This window comes from Sinomonas cellulolyticus (assembly GCF_014656475.1).
GTDB classification, from domain to species: domain Bacteria; phylum Actinomycetota; class Actinomycetes; order Actinomycetales; family Micrococcaceae; genus Sinomonas; species Sinomonas cellulolyticus.
This window is the reverse complement of record NZ_BNCM01000020.1, coordinates 25076-41974: the sequence shown is the minus strand read 5'-3', so window position 1 is coordinate 41974 and position 16899 is coordinate 25076. Positions and strand designations below refer to the sequence as shown.

The following is a 16899-nucleotide window of genomic DNA, read 5'->3' as shown; positions in this document are numbered from 1 at the left end:
ACCGTGATGACCGTGGTGAGCGGCGTCCGTACGGTGATCGTCCGCAGCGGGATGACCGTGGCCCCCGCCGCTTCGACCGTGATGACCGTGGTGAGCGTCGCCCGTACGGTGACCGTCCGCAGCGGGACGACCGCGGGCCGCGAGGCTTTGACCGGGACGCTCGCGGGCCCCGCCGCTTCGACCGTGATGACCGTGGCGAGCGTCGCCCGTACGGTGATCGTCCGCAGCGTGACGACCGTGGCCCCCGCGGGTTCCAGCGTGACGACCGTGGCGAGCGGCGCCCGTACGGCGACCGTCCGCAGCGTGACGACCGCGGCCCCCGCGGGTTCCAGCGCGATGACCGTGGTGAGCGTCGCCCGTACGGCGACCGTCCCCAGCGTGACGACCGCGGCCCCCGCCGCTTCGACCGCGACGACCAGGGCCACCGGCCCACGCAGCACAATGCGGCAGACCTCCGGGTCTCCAACAGGCCCGATCGTGAGCGGTCGCCGGAGATCGATCCCGATGTGACCGGTCGCGAACTCGATAGGGGTACGCTCGGCCAGCTGCGCACTCTGGAAGGCAACAACAGCGACTGGGTCGCCAAGCATCTCGTGATGGCCGGCCGCCTGATCGACCTTGACCCCGAGGCTGCGTATCAGCATGCCCTGGCGGCGAGCCGCCGGGGTGGGCGCATCGGGGCCGTGCGGGAGGCTGTAGGCATGACCGCGTACGCTGCTGGCCGCTACGACGACGCGCTCCGGGAGTTCCGGACCTTCCGGCGGATCACCGGCTCCAGCATCCACATTGCCCACATGGCCGACTGCGAGCGTGGCCTGGGGCGGCCTGAGAAGGCTCTGGAGCTCGCCCACTCGGAAGACCGGAGCATGCTGGACAACGCCGGCAAGGCGGAGCTCGCCATTGTCGCCTCCGGCGCCCGCGCCGACATGGGTGACTACGCGGGAGCCGTCGAGGAGCTCGAGATCCCGCAGCTGGACATCAACCGTGCCTTCTCCTTCAGCCCGCGGCTCTTCGAGGCCTACGCCGATGCGCTCTCTGCAGCCGGCCGGGCCCCGGAGGCCGCGAGATGGTACCGCCAGATCGGTGTGGCGGAGGAGGCTCTGGGTGTCGGGGAGTACGAGGATCCGGACATCGTCGATCTCGGCTGGGATGAGGAGGAAGAGCGCCGCGAGGAGGAAGAGCGCCGTGCTCGCGCCGCGGCTGCCGCACCCGCCGAGCCGGTCGGGGTCGGCTCCGAGCAGCCCCTGAGCGACGCGGAGGTCTCCGGGAACGGGGAACCCGTTGGCCTTGCCGAGGACGAGATCGGCATCCACGAGACCACCCCTGCCGCCGAGGACCATGCCTTCGAACCAGAGGTGTCAGCCGCCGAGGCAGACGAGGCCGCAGCACCGGATGACGATCTCACCCAGGACGGCAGCACTCATGAGCGCGGTCCCCGGGACCCCGGCGCTCTGAACCGTGCGGAGTCCCCGGAGGAGCAGGCGTAGCGTGGCCGACCTTATCGAGGCGTTCGATGCTGTCCTGTCCGATCTCGATGGGGTGGTCTATGCCGGTCCGAGTGCCATTCCCGGCGCGGTCGAGGCGCTCCGGCGCCTCGAGCCGCGGGGGGTCCGCCTCGGCTACGTGACCAACAACGCCTCGCGCACCCCTGCCGAGGTCGCGGCACACCTGCGTGACCTCGGTGCCCCGGCGGAGGACGACGACGTCGTGAGCTCAGCCCAGGCGGGTGCCGAGCTGCTGGCGAAGAAGGTCCCTGCCGGGGCGCGCGTGCTCGTCACGGGCAGCGTCGCGCTCGCCCGGGAAGTCGAGCACCGGGGCCTGCACGCGGTCCGCTCCGCCAAGGAGGTCCCCGACGCGGTGATCCAGGGCTTCAGCCCGGACTTGGGCTGGACGGATCTCGCCGAGGCCGCCTACGCCGTGGCCGGGGGTGCGCTCTGGATCGCGACCAACACCGACATGTCGATCCCCCAGGCGCGCGGGATCGCGCCCGGCAACGGCACCCTTGTGGCCGCGGTGCGTGCCGCGACCGGACGTGAACCCCTCGTGGCGGGCAAGCCGGAGGCGCCTCTCTTCCTCGCGGCTGCCGAGCGGCTGGGGTCGAGGAACCCGGTCGTCGTCGGAGACCGGCTGGACACGGACATCCTCGGCGGCAATCGTGCGGGGTTCGCCACCGCGGCCGTGCTCACCGGTGTGGACACCAAGGAGTCCGTCCTCGCCGCCCGCGCTGCCGAGCGGCCGAGGTACCTCCTGGCCACCCTCGACGACTTCTTCCGCCCGTACCCCGAGGCGGCGGCGGAGGACGGCGCGTGGCGGGTCGGCTCCTCGTCCGCGCGTGCGGCGGGGGACCGGCTCGACATCGCGGGAGACTCCGAGGACCTCGATTCATGGCGTGCCGCGTGTGCCGCGTGGTGGGACGCCAATCCGGAATCGGACCGCGCGGCAGCGCCCCGCATCACCTGGGTCCACTGACACGCGGCAGCGCCTCGATAAGCTGGAGCCCATGAGCGAGGACCCACAGCTGCTGCAGCCGGAGGCGGAGGCCGCACTCGCGCAGCTCGACGCCGCAGACGGGCTGCCGCTCGAGGACCGGGCAGCGGCCTTCGAGGCGTTCCACGATGCCCTCACCACGATCCTCGATGCGGAGCCGGCGGAGTAGCGTGGCACGCTTGGACACCGAACTCGTGCGCCGTGGCCTGGCCCGCTCCCGCACCCAGGCGGCGAAGCTCATCGCGGACGGTGCGGTGAGCGTGGACGGCGCCTCCGTGACGAGGCCGTCCCACGCCGTCGTGGACGAGGCGGCCATCGAGGTCGCGGCAACGGACCTCGGCCGCTACGCGAGCCGCGCCGGCCACAAGCTCGCGGGCGCCCTGCAGGCCTTCCCCGCCATCGACCCGCACGGCGCGCGCTGCCTGGATGCCGGCGCCTCCACCGGCGGATTCACCGACGTGCTCCTCCAAGCAGGCGCTGCTGAGGTCGTGGCGGTGGACGTCGGGCATGGCCAATTGGTGGAGCCGCTCCGGCGCGACGTGCGAGTCCAGGTCCACGAGGGGCTCAACGTGCGGGACATGACGCCCGCCGATATCGGCGGCCCTGCCGCGCTGACGGTCGCGGACCTGTCCTTCATCTCACTCACCCTCGTCCTCGCTCCGCTCGCGGCGTGCACCGAGCGCGGCGGAGACCTGCTGGTCATGGTGAAGCCGCAGTTCGAGGTGGGCAGGGAGCGGCTGGCGCGCACCGGCGTCGTAGGCTCAGACAGCGAACGACGCCGTGCGGTCACCTCGGTGGCCGAGGCCGCCGTCGCCGCGGGCCTCGCCCTGTGCGGGCTCGCCGCGAGCCCGCTGCCCGGGCAGGACGGGAATGTCGAGTACTTCCTGTGGCTGCGCCGCGCGGAGGAAGGCACGGATGCGGGGGGTCCAGAGCACGCGCCCGACCCCGCGGCATGGGTCGCGGCGGAATGGCCCACCACCCACACCGAGGAGGCACCAGCGTGACGCGTCGCATCCTGCTCCTGGCCCACATGGGCCGCGAGGACTCGATGCTCGCCGCAAGGGAGGCGGCGGCCCAGCTGTACGGCTCCGGGCTCTCACCGGTCATGCCGGCGGGCCAGCAGGCGCAGCTCGACGAGCGGTTCAACGGACTCGACCACCCCACGGAAGTGCTCGGGCGGGACGCCGAGCTCGAGGACGTCGAGCTCGTCATGGTCCTCGGCGGCGACGGCACGATCCTCCGCGCGGCCGAGCTCGTGCGCCACGTGGACGTCCCGCTCCTCGGGGTGAACCTCGGCCACGTGGGCTTCCTCGCCGAGAGTGAGCGGGCCGACCTCGCCCAGACCGTCCAGGGGATCGCATCGCGCAGCTACTCGGTCGAGGAGCGCATGACCATCGACGTCACCGTCTGGCACCGAGGTGCGATGGTCGCGCACACATGGGCGCTCAACGAGGCGGCGATCGAGAAGGCCAGCCGGGAACGCATGATCGAGGTGGTCACCGAGGTGGACGGCAAGCCCCTGACCTCCTTCGGGTGCGACGGGATCGTCCTGGCCACTCCGACCGGCAGCACCGCCTACGCCTTCTCGGCCGGCGGCCCCATTGTGTGGCCCGAGGTCGAGGCGCTGCTCATCGCCCCCATCAGCGCGCATGCGCTGTTCGCCAAGCCCCTCGTCGTCTCACCGCGCTCGACCCTCGCGGTCGAGATCCTGGGCCGCACCGACGCGCACGGGGTCCTGTGGTGCGACGGGCGGCGGTCTGTGGATCTCCCGCCCGGCGCGCGGGTCGAGGTCACCAAGTCGGAAGTGCCGGTGCGTCTCGCTCGGATCAGCACGACGCCGTTCTCGGCCCGGCTCGTGCGCAAGTTCGAGCTGCCCATCCACGGCTGGCGTGGGCCCGTGCCCGCGGGGCAGCTCGGGACACCGGGGCCCATGGTGCCCGAGGTGCCGCCGATCGCGTGGTCGCAGGGCACCGAGGACGGAGGCCATCACCGTGGCACGGAGTCCCACGAACCGAACCAGGAGCACACATGATCGAGGAACTGCGGATCCGCGATCTGGGCGTCATCACCGACGCCTCGCTGCCGCTGGGCCCGGGGCTCAGCGTCGTGACCGGCGAGACGGGCGCAGGCAAGACCATGGTGGTCACCGCCCTCGGGCTGCTGCTCGGCGGCCGCTCGGACGCCGGTGCAGTGCGGACGGGCGCGAAGTCCGCCGTCGCCGAGGCGACGGTGAGGCTCGAACCGGACCACCCCGCCGTCGTGCGCGCCCAGGAGGCGGGCGCGGACGTCGAGGAGCACGACGGCGGCGCGGAGCTCCTGCTGGCCCGCACCGTGGGCGCCGACGGGCGCAGCCGGGCTCATCTGGGCGGGCGCTCGGCGCCCGTCGGTGCGCTGGCCGAGGTCGGCGGTCACCTCGTGGTGATCCACGGCCAGTCGGAGCAGCTGCGCCTCAAGAGCCCGGCGGCCCAGCGGCACGCGCTCGACACCTTCGCGGGGGAGGAGTTCGCCCGGCTCCGCCGGGACTACGGGGACCTCTACGCGTCGTGGACCGATGCCCGCCGCGAGCTGGACGAGCTGACGTCCTCGTCGCGTGAGCGGATCCGCGAGGCCGAGTCGCTCGAGGCGGCCCTCGCTGAGATCGCCGAAGTAGACCCGCAGCCGGGGGAGGACGAGGCCCTCAAATCCGAGGCCGCGCGGCTCGCCCATGCGGAGGCCCTGCGGATGGCGGCGCAGCAGGCCCACGAGGCGCTCGTCGCGGAGGACTTCGGTGAGGCCGCCGACGCGACGACGCTCGTCGATGGGGCCCGCCGCACCCTCGAGCACGTGGCTGAGCATGACGTCGCACTGGGCGCGTCGGCGGAGCGGCTCGCCGAGGTCGGCTACATCCTCGCGGACGTGGCGCAGGAACTCGCCGGCTACGCCGCTTCGCTCGACACGGAGGCGGCCGGCCGGCTCGCGGAAGTCGAGGAACGACGCGCTGCCCTCGGTGGCCTCACGCGCAAGTACGCCCCGACGCTCGACGAGGTGATCGCGTGGGCGGATGAGAGCCAGCGGCGTCTGCTTGAGCTGCAGGACGACGACGGGAGGATCGAGTCGCTCAGCGAGCAGATCGGCCGCGACGAGGCGCGCCTCCATGAGCTCTCGGCCGAAATGACGGAACGCCGGCGGGAGGCCGCGGCCGAGCTCGCGGAGCGGGTGAGCGACGAGCTCACAGCCCTTGCGATGCCCGATGCCATGCTGCGGGTCGAGGTGGAGGAGACCGGCCACCTCGGACCCGACGGAGCCGACACGGTCGCGATCCTGCTTCAGCCGCATGCGGGCGCGGCAGCGAGGCCGCTCGGCAAGGGCGCATCCGGCGGCGAGCTCTCCCGCGTCATGCTCGCGATCGAGGTGGTCCTGGCCGCCGTCGACCCGGTGCCGACGTTCGTGTTCGACGAGGTCGATTCCGGCGTGGGGGGACGCGCGGCGGTGGAGATCGGCCGCCGCCTGGCCATGCTCGCCCGGCACGTGCAGGTCCTCGTGGTGACCCACTTGCCGCAGGTGGCCGCGTTCGCCGACCGCCACATCACCGTGATCAAGACCTCCGTCGCATCGTCGCGCGGCGCGGGGCGGGTCGACGGCGTCACGTCCAGCGATGTCCGCCTGCTTGACGACGACGAGCGCGTGGTCGAGCTCGCCCGCATGCTCGCAGGCCAGGAGGACTCGGCCAGTGCCCGCGCGCACGCCCTCGAGCTCCTCGAGGACGCCCAGTCCGCCCGCGCTGGCGCCGCCCGCTGATTCCGGCCGAGAGCCCGACCCAGCGCAACGCCAGCCGCCGGGTTCGGCACTGTCCGCTGCGGGGGACACACCCATCCGGGGTGCCGGGCCATTGCGATCTCCCGGGCTGTTATGCTGGTATTCCGTGGTGCAGCGAACTCATTCCCGTTTCTCAGACTCCGCCAAGACGACCAAGCAGATCTTCGTCACCGGCGGCGTGGCCTCTTCGCTCGGGAAGGGCTTGACGGCTTCCAGCCTCGGCCACCTGCTGCGTGGACGCGGCCTTTCCGTCACGATGCAGAAGCTCGATCCCTACCTCAACGTCGATCCCGGGACGATGAACCCGTTCCAGCACGGCGAGGTCTTCGTGACCGAGGACGGCGCCGAGACCGACCTCGACATCGGCCACTACGAGCGGTTCCTCGACGAATCCCTCGACGGCTCGGCGAACGTGACCACCGGGCAGGTCTACTCGACGGTGATCGCCAAGGAGCGCCGAGGCGAGTACCTCGGCGATACCGTCCAGGTCATCCCCCACATCACCGATGAGATCAAGCGCCGGATGCGCCTGCCCGCGGAGGGCGAGAACGCTCCGGATGTCATCATCACCGAGATCGGCGGAACGGTAGGCGACATCGAGTCGCAGCCCTTCCTCGAGGCGGCACGCCAGGTGCGCCAGGACGTGGGTCGCGGGAACGTGTTCTTCGTCCACGTCTCCCTCGTGCCGTATATCGGCCCGTCCCAGGAGCTCAAGACCAAGCCGACCCAGCACTCCGTCGCCGCGCTGCGTTCCATCGGCATCCAGCCGGACGCGATCGTCGTCCGGTCGGACCGCGAGATCCCGGATGCCATGCGGGACAAGATCGGCCGCATGTGCGACGTCGACACCGATGCAGTGATCAGCTGCCCGGATGCGCCGAGCATCTACGACATCCCCAAGGTGCTGCACGCCCAGGGTCTCGACTCCTACATCGTGCGGGCCCTCGACCTGCCCTTCAAGGACGTCGACTGGACCAAGTGGGACCGCCTCCTCGAGGCCGTGCACCACCCCAAGCACGAGGTCGAGATCGCCCTCGTCGGCAAGTACATCGACCTGCCGGATGCGTACCTCTCCGTCACCGAGGCACTGCGCGCAGGCGGGTTCGCGAACGACACGAAGGTCAAGATCCGCTGGGTCGCCTCCGACGAGTGCCAGACCCCGGCCGGAGCGAAGAAGGCCCTCGCCGGCGTGGACGCGATCCTCGTTCCCGGCGGCTTCGGCATCCGCGGGCTCGAGGGCAAGCTCGGTGCGCTCAAGCTCGCCCGCGAGGGCAAGCTCCCCACGTTGGGCCTGTGCCTCGGCCTGCAGTGCATGGTCATCGAGTACTCGCGGAACGTCGTGGGACTCGAGGATGCCTCCTCCAGCGAATTCGAGCCGGACTCGAAGCATCCTGTGATCGCCACCATGGCCGAGCAGCTCGACATCGTCGAGGGCAAGGGCGACATGGGCGGCACGATGCGGCTGGGTCTTTACGATGCGGTCCTCGCCGAGGGTTCTGTCGTTGCGGAGACCTATGGCGCCACGAAGGTCTCCGAGCGCCACCGCCACCGCTACGAGGTGAACAACGCCTACCGCGAGCAGATTGCGGCGAAGGGCCTGGTCTTCTCGGGGACCTCGCCGGACGGGAAGCTGGTCGAGTTCGCCGAGCTCCCGAAGGACGTGCACCCCTACTACGTCTCGACCCAGGCCCATCCCGAGCTCGGCTCCCGCCCCACGCGTCCGCACCCGCTGTTCGTGGGACTCGTGAAGGCCGCCCTCGAGCACCAGGACGCCGGCAAGGCTGCTGAGGGGGCCGCTGAGGCCACCGGTGCCGGGAGTGCCGGGAACGGGAAGCCCTCGGGCCAGGGAGAGGCTGCCGCCGCGCACGCACCTGCTGCCGCGGCCAAGGGCAAGTAGGCACTGTGGACACGCATGAGCCCGACACGGGCCTAGGCCGCGTGGGCCACGTGCCGGAGCGGGCGCAGGACGTCGCGGACGCCCCGAACCCGCGGCACGTCCTCTCCTCGGAGACGGTCTACAAGGGGCGGATCTGGGACGTCCGCAGCGACGCCTTCGAGCTGTCCGAGGGCTCGGGCGTCCTGCATCGCGACTACATCGAGCATCCGGGGGCCGTCGCGATCCTGCCGATGGACAGCGAGGGCCGCATCCTCATGCTTCGCCAGTACCGGCATCCGGTGGGCATGGACCTGTGGGAGATCCCGGCCGGGCTCCTCGACGTGGACGGGGAATCGAACCTCGACGCGGCGGCCCGGGAGCTCGCCGAGGAGGCCGACCTCACCGCCTCGGAGTGGCACGTCCTCGCGGACTTCTTCACCTCTCCCGGGTCCTCGAGCGAGGCGCTGCGGATCTACGTGGCCCGTGGCCTCAGCGAGATCCCGCACGGTGACCGGCACGAGCGCACGGACGAGGAAGCCGAGATCGAGTTCGCCTGGGTGGACCTCGACGAGGCCGTCCGCGGCGTGCTCGACGGGCGCCTCCACAATCCGAGCGCCATTGTGGCGATCCTCGCGGCGGACGCCGCGCGCCGAGAGGGATTCGCCACGCTCAGGCCTGGTGATGCTCCGTGGCCGGCCCACCCGGGCCAGCGCTGAGCGCTCCCGTGCCGGCCGCCGATCCCGTCCTCCCTGCCGCCCCGGCCGCAGCCCCGACGCAGTCCGAGCTCCCGCCAGCACTGCGCCGAGGCATCGAGGACTACCTCCGACACCTCGCAGTCGAGCGCGGGCTCGCAGCCAACACCCTCTCCGCCTACCGACGGGATCTGGTCAGGTACGGAGCGCATCTCGCGCGCGAGGGCGTCGACACGCCGTCGGCGGTCGAGCGCCGGCACGTCGGCGGCTTCGCCCAGGCGCTGAGGGACGGGGCGGACGGCGGCAGCCCCCTCACGGCCCGGTCTGCGGCCCGGACGGTGGTCGCCGTCCGCGGCCTGCACCGGTTCTGGGCACTCGAGGGCACGACGGCGGACGATCCGGCCGCGGACGTTCACCCGCCGCTCGCGGGGCAGCGGCTGCCCAAGGCCATCACGATCCACGAGGTGACCCGGATCCTCGAGACGGCCGGAGCGGACACGCCCGCCGGGCTGCGGGACCGGGCGCTCCTGGAGTTCCTCTACGCGACTGGCGCGCGCATCAGCGAGGCCGTGGGTCTCGACGTCGACGACCTCCGGTTGGAGGCGGCTGACGGGGGTCCGGCGGTCGTGCGGCTCTTCGGCAAGGGGTCGAAGGAGCGGCTCGTGCCGATCGGCTCCTATGCCGCACGCGCGCTGGATGCGTACATCGTCCGTGCCCGGCCGGCCCTCGTTTCCAAGGGCGCCGGGACGCCCGCCCTGTTCCTCAACGCGCGCGGCGGCCGGCTCAGCCGCCAGAGCGCGTGGACCATCCTGAAGGATGTTGCCGAGAAGGCGCAGATCAACCGCGACGTCTCCCCGCACACCCTGCGCCACTCGTTCGCCACCCACCTGCTCGAGGGCGGCGCCGACGTGCGCGTGGTCCAGGAGCTCCTCGGCCACGCGTCCGTCACGACCACTCAGGTATACACGCTCGTCACGGCGGACACCCTGCGCGAGGTCTACGCGGCAGCGCACCCGAGGGCCAGAGGGTGACGGGGCGAGAAGAGTGAGGGGGGCCCGCTGATGGGATCACCGGTGGCACTGTGCTTCCTCCTGCGAGAAGGACCGGGCGGGCGCGAGGTCCTGCTCGGGCAGAAGAAGCGCGGTTTCGGGCGGGGGAAGATCGTGGGCCTCGGCGGTCATGTCGAGGCAGGGGAGACCCCGGCGGAAGCCGCCGTCCGCGAACTTGCCGAGGAGGCCGGCGTCGTGCTCGACGCCGCGCTGCTCACCCCCGCCGGCACCGTGGACTTCCGCTTCCCCGTGCGTCCCGAGTGGGACATGGAGTGCACCATGTTCACGTCCTCCGTATGGACGGGGGAGATCGGGGAGAGCGAAGAGATCGCGCCAGCGTGGTACCCGGTGGACAGGCTGCCGGTGGACGGCATGTGGCAGGACGCGGACCACTGGCTGCCCGTCGTGCTCTCGGGCAGGGTCTCGGACTTCTATGTGGAAATGGCCGAGGACAACGAGACGGTTGCCCGTTTCGTCGTCCTCGGCCCCTGACCCCCCAGCGGCGGGTCAGTCCAGTCAGCCGGCGGTCCAGTCAGCCGGCGGTCAGTCCAGGTGCCGCTCGTCCGGCCCGTTGTAGGCCGAGAGCGGGCGGATGAGGGAGTTGCTCTCGAGCTGCTCCATGATGTGCGCGGTCCAGCCCACGATCCGGCTTGCGACGAACAGCGGGGTGAACGTCGGGATGTCGAAGCCCATGAGGTGGTAGGCGGGCCCGGTCGGGTAGTCCAGGTTCGGCTTGATGCCCTTGGCCTCGTCCATGGACTGCTCGAGTCCGTCATAGAGGCCGAGGACCTCGGGGCGGCCGTAGAAGGCGATGAGGTCGTCGAGCGCCGCCTTCATGGTCGGCACCCGGGAGTCGCCGTGCTTGTACACGCGGTGACCGAAACCCATGACCTTCTTCTTCGCCGCGAGCGCCTCATCCATCCACGCCTTGGCGCGGACCTTGGCCTGCTCGTGCGTCTCGTCGTCCCGGATCCCGATCTCCTCGAACGTCTCCATGACGGCTTCGTTCGCGCCGCCGTGGAGCGGTCCCTTCAGCGCGCCGATCGCGCCCGTCACGGCGGAGTGCAGGTCGGACAGCGTCGAGGTGATGACGCGGGCGGTGAACGTGGAGGCGTTGAACGAGTGCTCTGCGTACAGGATCATCGAGACCTCGAACGCCCGGACCACCTCGGGCGCGGGCTCCTCGCCGAAGGTCATCCAGAGGAAGTTCGCCGAATAGCCGAGGTCCTCGCGCGGCTCGATGGGGTCCTGGCCCCGGCGCCGGCGCTGGTCGTAGGCCACCACGGCGGGCATGGCTGCGAACAGTTCAAGCGCCTTGGCGAGGTTGGCCTCACGGGACGAATCCGCGGCCTTCGGGTTGCGCGCGCCGTGGACGCTCGCCGCGGTACGGCAGACGTCCATGGGGTGGCAGGTGTCAGGCAGCTGGTCGATCACCTGCTTCAGGACCGGATCGAGCGTCCGGCCCGCGCGCTCGCGCGCCTCGAACTCCGACAGCTGGTCGGGGGTGGGCAGCTCGCCGTACCAGAGCAGATAGGCCACCTCTTCGAAGCTGCAGCGTGCGGCCAGCTCCTGGACGGGGTAGCCGCGGTAGAGCAGCGAGTTGGTCTCGGGGTTGACCTTCGAGATGGCGGTGTAGTCCACCACCACGCCGGCAAGGCCCTTCTTGATTGCGCTGTCGCTCTGCGCGGTGCTTGGCGCCTGGGTCATCGCAGGACTCCTTAGTCAGTGGGCCACTGGCCTTCAGTATCGGCCCGGAACCTGAAAATTGAATACGCCGGTGTCGAAACGGTTGTACGCCTCGTAGTCAACCAGCTCGTAGAGGCGAGCGCGAGTGAGCATGTCCGGAACACGCGCCTCCTGGGTGCCCTCGGCCTTGATCGTCTCGAGCGTACGCTCGGCGGCGCCCATCGCCATCCGCAGGAGGGTCACCGGATAGATGATGAGGTTGACCCCGACGCCGGCGAGCTCGTCGGCGGTGAACAGCCGGCTCTTGCCGAACTCGGTCATGTTGGCCAGGACGGGGACGTCCACGGCGTCCCGGATGGCCTTGAACTCCTCGAGGGTGCCCATCGCCTCCGGGAAGATCGCGTCGGCGCCGGCGTCCACGAGTGCCTTGACGCGCTCGACGGAGGCGTCCAGTCCCGCGGCCCCTTCACCGGTGGCGCGGATGTCGGTCCTGGCCATGATGAGGAAGTTCGGATCGCGTCGCGCGTCCGCGGCGGCGCGGACGCGTTGGAGGGCCGTGTCGAGGTCGACCACCGACTTCCCGTCGAGGTGCCCGCACCGCTTGGGGTTGACCTGGTCCTCGATGTGCATGCCGGCCAGGCCTGCGTTCTCGAGCTCCTGGATGGTGCGGGCCACGTTCATCGCCTCGCCGAAGCCCGTGTCGGCGTCGACGATCGCAGGGAGGTCCGTCATGCGGGCGATCTGGCCCGCGCGCGTGGCGACCTCGGTCAGGGTCGTGAGGCCGATGTCCGGCAGGCCGAGGTCGTTGGCGAGGACCGCGCCGGAGATGTAGACACCGGGGAAGCCCTTCTCCTCGATGAGCCGTGCGGAGAGGGGATTGAACGCCCCGGGGAACTGCTGCACGGTGCCCGAGGCGAGGATGCGGCGGAGCGTGACGCGCTTCTGCTCGGGAGTGGTCTTCGAATACAGCATCAGAACAGTCCCTTCGGTGCCGAGGCGAGGTCGATCACGCCGTCCCTGGCCACGATGTTGAGCTGGTCGAGCTCGCCCGCACCCAGCTCCGGGAGGCGCTGGACGGCGGCGAGGAACCGGTCGATCTCCTCGGGCGCCACGGCATCGGCCGCGAGCGTCCGGAACTTCGCGATGTACTGCTCCCGGCCGAACGGCCGCGCGCCGAGCGGGTGCGCGTCCGCGACGGCGATCTCATCCTCGATCACCGTGCCGTCCGTGAGGGTGATGACCACGGAGCCGCCGAACGCCTTCTCGGAGATGTCGAGCGAGTGGTACCGCCGCGTCCACTCCGGGTCCTCTTCAGTGGTGACCTTGTGCCACAGCGCGACCGTGTCGGGTCGGCCGGCCCGCTCCGGCGAGTAGGAGTCGACGTGGTGCCATGCACCGTCCTGGAGGGCCACGGCGAAGATGTACGGGATCGAGTGGTCGAGGGTCTCGCGCGAGGCCTTCGGATCGTACTTCTGGGGATCGTTGGCACCCGAGCCGATCACGTAGTGGGTGTGGTGGCTCGTCTTGATGAGGATGCTCGCGACGTTGGCCGGGTCCGTGACCTCGGGGTGCTCGCGGTGCAGCTTGCGGGCCAGGTCGATCCACGCCTGGGCCTGGTACTCGGCGGAGTGCTCCTTCGTGTAGGTGTCGAGGATCGCACGCTTCGACTCGCCCTCCGCAGGCAGCGGGACCTCGTACGCGGCCTCTGGGCCGTCGAGCATCCAGGCGATGACGCCGTCCTCACCCTCGTAGATCGGCACGGGCGAGGTCTGGCCCCGCATGGCCCGGTCCACGGCCTCGACTGCCATCTTGCCCGCGAACGCCGGGGCATGTGCCTTCCACGTGGAGATCTCGCCCTTGCGGGACTGGCGGGTCGCGGTCGTCGTGTGGAGGGCCTGGCCCACCGCCTGGAAGACGGTCTCGACGTCGAGGCCGAGCAGCGCGCCGATGCCCGCGGCGGCCGAGGGACCGAGGTGCGCGACGTGGTCGATCTTGTGCTTGTGGAGGCTGATGGCCTTCACAAGGTCAACCTGGATCTCGTAGCCCGTGGCGATGCCGCGGATGAGGTCGCGCCCGGTCGAGCCGACGTGCTGGCCCACGGCGAGGATCGGGGGGATGTTGTCGCCCGGGTGGGAGTACTCTGCCGCCAGGAAGGTGTCGTGGTAGTCGAGCTCGCGCACCGCCACGCCATTGGCCCACGCGGCCCACTCGGGGGACACACGCTCGGTGACGCCGTAGACGAGCGCCCCCTTGCCTCCGGTCGACGGCGCGTGGGAGAGGGCCTGCGCCCGCGCGGCGATGATGGGGCCGCGGTTGAGCGACGCGATCGCGACCGAGGCGTTGTCGATGATGCGGTTGATGATCATCTCCGTCACCTCGTCGGTGACCTCGACGGGGTCGGTGGCGACCTTGGCGATCTTGTAGGCGAGCTGGTCCTCGCGGGGCAGGTTCTCCTCGCTCTTGTAGACGCGGACCTTGTGCATCTCGACCATTGTCAGACCTCTCGTTCGGGGCGGGTGCCGGGGTGGCCAGCAGGCGTGCCGGCCGATTTGATGTGGTTCAGGCTGTTGTTCAGGTGGACGGCGGTGGCGGCGGCAGCGAGGTGCGCGTTGCCGTCGGCGATGGCGCCGGCGATCGCGGCGTGCTCGGTCGCCGCGAGCCTCAGCCGCGCGGCGTCGTCCTTCGCGAGGCGCCGCACGCGGGTGAGGTGCACGCGCAGGCCCTCGAGCGACTGCGTGAGGTACGAGTTGCCGATGGCCTCGTCGATGGCGGCGTCCAGTTCGGCGGCGAGCGAATAGTACTCGTGCCGTTGGGGGTCGTCGTCGGTCAGCAGCTCCGGCGCAGCCGCGAAGCGGTCTCGGAGGTCCGCGAAGCGCTCCCGGTCGCCTCGCAGCGCAGCGAGCGCGGCGGCCTTGGACTCGAGGGCCTCGCGCAGTTCGAAGAGCTCGTCGATGTGGGCGAGGGAGATGTCGCTCACGACGACGCCGCGTCCCCGCTGGGCGGAGGCGAGGCCGTCCGCGGTGAGCCGCGCGAGCGCTTCGCGCAGTGGCGTCCGAGACACCCCGAGCCGCTCGGACTGCTCGACTTCGCCGAGCAGCGTGCCCGGGGGGAGGCGCCATTCGACGATGTCGTCGCGGAGCGCCGTGTAGGCGCGGTCACTGGCCTTCATGGAGCTCCTTTCCCTCATCCGCTCTTCATCTGCATTCACGGCTATGTATACATTGCCACTGCCGAGCTCGCGGCGCAAGCACTATTCAGGCCAATCCTTTGGACCAAATGTATACATGACCCCTTGTCTGCACGGCTTCGGCTGACCTACTCTGGGTGCACCACGACGAAGTGAGGAGCGCCACAGTGACACAGGGGACCGACGTGACCGAGGAGACGGGAAAATACGCCCAGGCCTATCGTGCGAGCCTGGCCGACAGGGAAGCGTTCTGGCTCGATGCGGCCAAGGCCGTCGACTGGACCGATGCTCCCTCGGCAGCTTTGGACGCCTCCGAGCCGCCGCTCTACCGGTGGTTTCCGGGGGGTACCCTCAACACCGCGTACAACGCGCTCGACCGCCATGTGGAGGCCGGCCGCGGCGAGGTCGCGGCACTCGTCTACGACTCGGCGGTCCTCGGCATCCAGCGCACCTACACCTATGCCGAGCTCACTGACCTTGTGGCGCGGTTTGCGGGCGCGCTGGCGGCGCGCGGTGTCGCCAAGGGCGACCGCGTCGTCATCTACATGCCGATGATCCCGGAGGCGGTCATTGCCATGCTCGCCTGCGCGCGGCTGGGAGCGGTCCACTCTGTGGTGTTCGGCGGGTTCGCCCCGCGCGAGCTCGCGGCGAGGATCCGGGACGCCGGGCCCAAGCTCATCGTGACGGCGAGCGGCGGCATCGAGCCGAACCGCCGCGTCGAATATCTCCCGGCGGTCGAGGAGGCCCTCGGGATCGCGGAGTTGCCTGAGCTGGGGGTCGTGGTCAAGGTCCGCGACGGATTTGCCCACGGGCTCGCCGACTACCCCGGCTGGGACGACTTCGACGCTGCCCTCGCGGCGGCCGACCCGGTGGTTCCCGTGCCCGTCGCGGCGTCCGACCCGCTGTACATCCTCTACACCTCCGGCACGACCGGGACGCCCAAGGGCGTTCAGCGCGACAACGGCGGACACGCCGTGGCGCTCGCGTGGACCCTGGAGAACCTCTATGGCGTGGGGCCGGGTGAGGTCATGTGGACCGCCTCGGATGTGGGCTGGGTGGTGGGCCACTCCTACATCGTCTACGGGCCGCTGCTGGCCGGTGCCACGACCGTGCTCTACGAGGGCAAGCCCGTGGGCACTCCAGACGCCGGGGCCTTCTGGCGCGTCGTGGCTGACCACCACGTGAAGGTGCTCTTCACCGCGCCGACCGCGCTGCGGGCGATCCGTCGGGCCGACCCCGAGGCCGCCCTCCTGGGGGACTACGACACGTCGAGCCTCGTGCGCCTGTATGCCGCGGGCGAGCGGCTCGACCCGGAGACCTACCGGTGGGCGGGGGAGAAGCTCGGCGTCCCGGTGGTGGACCACTGGTGGCAGACCGAGACGGGCTGGGCCATCTGCGGCAATCCCCGCGGCTTCGAGGAGCTTCCGCTCAAGCCCGGCTCGCCGTCGGTGCCCATGCCCGGCTACGACCTCGAGATCCTCGATGGGGCGGGAGAGCCCGTCGGACCGGGGGAGGAGGGCAATATCGTGCTGCGGCTGCCCCTGCCGCCAGGAACCCTGAGCACGCTCTGGCACAACGACGAGCGCTACATCGCCTCCTACCTCTCGGCCTTCCCCGGCTGCTACGCGACCGGCGACTCCGGGTACCGGGACGGCGATGGGTACGTGTTCGTGATGGGCCGCACCGACGACATCATCAACGTCGCCGGCCATCGCCTCTCCACCGGCGCGATCGAGGCCGTCCTGGCCGGGCACCCGGCGGTGGCGGAGTGCGCGGTGATCGGCCTGAAGGACTCCCTCAAGGGCCAGCGCGCGGTCGGGTACGTGGTGCTCAAGGCGGGCAGCTCGGTGTCCGAGGAGCAGCTCGTGCCCGAGCTGGTTGCACTCGTGAGGCAGCAGATCGGGCCCGTGGCGGACTTCAAGCAGGCCCTCGTCGTGGATGCGCTTCCCAAGACGCGCTCCGGCAAGATCCTGCGCAAAACCATGCGCCAGATCGCCGACGGTGACGAGTACACCGTGCCCTCGACCATCGAGGACCCGGGGGTCATCGAGCGGCTGATCCCGACGCTGACGGGGGAGTGACGGCCGTGCTCGAGTGGCGGGATCCGCGACCGGTTACTGATGGGTA

The 16899-nt window shown here is 70.7% G+C and carries 16 protein-coding genes; 11 read left to right on the top strand and 5 right to left on the bottom strand.

Annotation, left to right across the window (positions count from 1 at the left end; all coding sequences use genetic code 11):
• Positions 1-644: hypothetical protein (locus tag IE231_RS17340; protein ID WP_201896885.1), on the bottom strand; the 644-nt coding region annotated here is incomplete at its 3' end.
• Between the two features lie 57 nt (positions 645-701).
• On the opposite strand from IE231_RS17340, the gene IE231_RS17335 reads away from it, so the two are divergent.
• The 10 genes from IE231_RS17335 (at position 702) to IE231_RS17290 (ending at position 10391) form a co-directional block, all read left to right on the top strand.
• A complete protein-coding gene (locus tag IE231_RS17335) occupies positions 702-1487 on the top strand; it encodes a hypothetical protein (protein WP_194576512.1) in 786 nt (261 codons plus the stop codon).
• Position 1488: 1 nt separating this feature from the next.
• Positions 1489-2469 carry an HAD-IIA family hydrolase gene (locus IE231_RS17330; RefSeq protein WP_189695244.1) on the top strand — a complete coding sequence of 327 codons (981 nt, stop codon included), beginning with the start codon at positions 1489-1491 and terminating at the stop codon, positions 2467-2469.
• Positions 2470-2500: 31 nt separating this feature from the next.
• Positions 2501-2656, top strand: a complete 156-nt coding sequence (locus IE231_RS17325; RefSeq protein WP_189695243.1) for a hypothetical protein — start codon at positions 2501-2503, stop codon at positions 2654-2656.
• 1 nt (position 2657) lies between these two features.
• Positions 2658-3491: a TlyA family RNA methyltransferase gene (locus tag IE231_RS17320; protein ID WP_304944931.1), complete on the top strand. Its 834-nt coding sequence runs from the start codon at positions 2658-2660 to the stop codon at positions 3489-3491.
• Positions 3488-4519: an NAD kinase gene (locus IE231_RS17315; RefSeq protein WP_189695242.1), complete on the top strand. Its 1032-nt coding sequence runs from the start codon at positions 3488-3490 to the stop codon at positions 4517-4519. The genes IE231_RS17320 and IE231_RS17315 overlap by 4 nt, the downstream gene beginning before the upstream one ends.
• Positions 4516-6264, top strand: coding sequence for a DNA repair protein RecN (gene recN / locus IE231_RS17310; RefSeq protein ID WP_189695241.1), 1749 nt, complete (start codon positions 4516-4518; stop codon positions 6262-6264). Before IE231_RS17315 ends, recN begins: the two co-directional genes overlap by 4 nt.
• Positions 6265-6388: 124 nt before the next feature.
• On the top strand, positions 6389-8179 hold the full coding sequence (pyrG, locus tag IE231_RS17305) for a CTP synthase (RefSeq protein ID WP_229867369.1): 1791 nt from the start codon (positions 6389-6391) through the stop codon (positions 8177-8179).
• Between the two features lie 50 nt (positions 8180-8229).
• Positions 8230-8874: an NUDIX domain-containing protein gene (locus IE231_RS17300; RefSeq protein ID WP_189695252.1), complete on the top strand. Its 645-nt coding sequence runs from the start codon at positions 8230-8232 to the stop codon at positions 8872-8874.
• Positions 8847-9881 carry a site-specific tyrosine recombinase XerD gene (gene xerD, locus IE231_RS17295; RefSeq protein ID WP_374189471.1) on the top strand — a complete coding sequence of 345 codons (1035 nt, stop codon included), beginning with the start codon at positions 8847-8849 and terminating at the stop codon, positions 9879-9881. Before IE231_RS17300 ends, xerD begins: the two co-directional genes overlap by 28 nt.
• 27 nt (positions 9882-9908) lie before the next feature.
• Positions 9909-10391 carry an 8-oxo-dGTP diphosphatase gene (locus IE231_RS17290; RefSeq protein WP_189695250.1) on the top strand — a complete coding sequence of 161 codons (483 nt, stop codon included), beginning with the start codon at positions 9909-9911 and terminating at the stop codon, positions 10389-10391.
• A gap of 51 nt (positions 10392-10442) precedes the next feature.
• On the opposite strand, the gene IE231_RS17285 is transcribed toward IE231_RS17290, so the two are convergent.
• Genes IE231_RS17285 through IE231_RS17270 form a run of 4 tightly spaced genes read right to left on the bottom strand, consistent with a single transcriptional unit; the run spans position 10443 to position 14754 of the window.
• Positions 10443-11606 carry a bifunctional 2-methylcitrate synthase/citrate synthase gene (locus IE231_RS17285; protein ID WP_189695240.1) on the bottom strand — a complete coding sequence of 388 codons (1164 nt, stop codon included), beginning with the start codon at positions 11604-11606 and terminating at the stop codon, positions 10443-10445.
• A gap of 33 nt (positions 11607-11639) precedes the next feature.
• A complete protein-coding gene (gene prpB / locus IE231_RS17280; protein WP_189695239.1) occupies positions 11640-12557 on the bottom strand; it encodes a methylisocitrate lyase in 918 nt (305 codons plus the stop codon).
• The gene (locus tag IE231_RS17275) at positions 12557-14077 is read right to left on the bottom strand and encodes an MmgE/PrpD family protein (protein WP_189695238.1); all 1521 of its coding nucleotides are present in this window, start codon (positions 14075-14077) and stop codon (positions 12557-12559) included. The genes prpB and IE231_RS17275 overlap by 1 nt, the downstream gene beginning before the upstream one ends.
• A 2-nt stretch (positions 14078-14079) precedes the next feature.
• Positions 14080-14754, bottom strand: a complete 675-nt coding sequence (locus tag IE231_RS17270) for a GntR family transcriptional regulator (RefSeq protein ID WP_189695237.1) — start codon at positions 14752-14754, stop codon at positions 14080-14082.
• A 203-nt stretch (positions 14755-14957) separates the two neighbouring features.
• Between IE231_RS17270 and IE231_RS17265 the strand changes: the two genes are divergently transcribed.
• Positions 14958-16853 (top strand): AMP-binding protein, encoded by a 1896-nt coding sequence (locus IE231_RS17265; protein WP_189695249.1) that lies wholly within the window; start codon positions 14958-14960, stop codon positions 16851-16853.
• Positions 16854-16899 lie beyond the last annotated feature (46 nt).

Excerpts from the sequence above, each read along its gene's own strand:
- IE231_RS17335 (WP_194576512.1), top strand. The coding sequence starts at position 702 with ATGACCGCGTACGCTGCTGGCCGCTACGACGACGCGCTCCGGGAGTTC.
- IE231_RS17325 (WP_189695243.1), top strand. The coding sequence starts at position 2,501 with ATGAGCGAGGACCCACAGCTGCTGCAGCCGGAGGCGGAGGCCGCACTC.
- recN (WP_189695241.1), top strand. The coding sequence starts at position 4,516 with ATGATCGAGGAACTGCGGATCCGCGATCTGGGCGTCATCACCGACGCC.
- IE231_RS17285 (WP_189695240.1), bottom strand. The coding sequence starts at position 11,606 with ATGACCCAGGCGCCAAGCACCGCGCAGAGCGACAGCGCAATCAAGAAG.
- prpB (WP_189695239.1), bottom strand. The coding sequence starts at position 12,557 with ATGCTGTATTCGAAGACCACTCCCGAGCAGAAGCGCGTCACGCTCCGC.
- IE231_RS17275 (WP_189695238.1), bottom strand. The coding sequence starts at position 14,077 with ATGGTCGAGATGCACAAGGTCCGCGTCTACAAGAGCGAGGAGAACCTG.
- IE231_RS17270 (WP_189695237.1), bottom strand. The coding sequence starts at position 14,754 with ATGAAGGCCAGTGACCGCGCCTACACGGCGCTCCGCGACGACATCGTC.